Source organism: Mesorhizobium sp. M7A.F.Ca.CA.003.01.2.1 (assembly GCF_003998945.1).
GTDB lineage: Bacteria > Pseudomonadota > Alphaproteobacteria > Rhizobiales > Rhizobiaceae > Mesorhizobium > Mesorhizobium ciceri.
In genome coordinates, this window is sequence record NZ_RZRA01001164.1 from 1 (window position 1) to 1,476 (window position 1,476).

Here is a 1,476-nt window from a genome sequence, read left to right on the forward strand (position 1 = left end):
GCATTCGGGCTGGGCTGCAGGCTGGCTGTGGTCGGCGGCGATTTCGGCCTGTGGTTTCGTCCTCGTTGCGCTGTTGGCCAATGAGGGTCCGCTCGGCAACGGCGAAGCCACCCGCGAGCCGGCACTGCGGATGGACCGGTCGTTGGTCAAGGTCATCGTCGCCTACGGCCTGTTCGGCTTTGGCTATGTGGTGACGGCGACATTCCTGGTCGCCATCGTCCGGCAAGGCGGCGGCAGCCGCGTCTTCGAGGCCATGGTGTGGATGGTCGCCGGTCTTGCGGGCTTTCCCTCAGTCTGGCTCTGGCAGAAGATCGCGGCCCGGACCGGCCTTTATGCCGCCTATGCGCTGGCGTGCTTCATCGAAGTTGCCGGCGTCACCGCCAGCGTCGCCATCGGCGGCGCCACCGGGCCGCTGCTTGCCGGCGTGCTGCTCGGTGGCACCTTCATTGCCATCACCGCATTTGGCCTGCAGGCCGCCCGGCAGCAGGCGCCAAGCGCGCCGCGGCGGATATTCGCCCTGATGACGGCTGCGTTCGGCCTTGGCCAGATCATCGGGCCGGTCGCCGCCGGGTTTCTGGCGCAGATGTCCGGCGATTTCTTCCTCGCCTCGATCACAGCCGCGATCGTGCTGGTCGTCTCCGGCGCCATCACATGGTCGGCTGCGCCAAAATCGCCATGATTGTGAGCTTGCTGTGCCGGGCATCGGGCACGGGCATTTTCTTTCCCACTAATGTGTGACTTTATGCCCGCTGTCGTCAGCTGATTTGTGCCTAGATCGAGGAATTCGCCACAGTGTTCGTATCCTTTTTCCCGCAGCCGAAGCTGTTCTTCACTTCGGCCGCCGTCTGGAGCCTTGCGGCGATCCTGTTCTGGTTCTTCGGTGGTGAACAATTAGGTACGGTTTTCGGATTGCCGCCCGCCGCGGCCGGCGCGCCGCCCATCATCGGCATCGCCATCCTCGTATCGAAGCCGTTCCTCTGGTTCTATCTCTATTTCGCGTTCTGCGTGCTCGTCTTCTACGCATTCTGGAGCTGGTATTCGCCGCATCCATGGCAACGCTGGTCGATCCTGATGACCGCGGTCATCCTGTTCTTCATCTATTTCAATGTGCAGGTCAGCGTCGCCGTCAACGCCTGGTATGGGCCTTTCTTCGACTATGTGCAGGGGCTGATGTCGGGGACTGGAAAGTCGACCAACAGCGAATTTTATATCGGATTGGCTGATTTTTCGTGGCTCGCCCTGGTCGGCATGAATGTGCAGGTGGTCAACGCCTTCATCGTCAGTCACTGGATCTTCCGTTGGCGCACGGCGATGAACAACTACTTCGTCGAGAATTGGGGCAGGCTACGCCATATCGAGGGTGCCTCGCAGCGCATCCAGGAAGACACGATGCGGTTCTCGCAGATCATGGAAGATCTCGGCTCCAGCTTCGTCCAGTCGATTATGACGTTGATCGCATTCCTGCCGGTCATGATC

At 61.2% G+C, this 1,476-nt stretch carries 2 protein-coding genes; both read left to right on the forward strand.

Annotated elements, in window-relative coordinates; all coding sequences use genetic code 11:
- A partial coding sequence (locus EN969_RS30810) for a YbfB/YjiJ family MFS transporter (RefSeq protein ID WP_127419724.1) occupies positions 1-679 on the forward strand: 679 nt, incomplete at its 5' end.
- A 113-nt stretch (positions 680-792) separates the two neighbouring features.
- A partial coding sequence (locus EN969_RS30815; protein ID WP_281060047.1) for an SbmA/BacA-like family transporter occupies positions 793-1,476 on the forward strand: 684 nt, incomplete at its 3' end.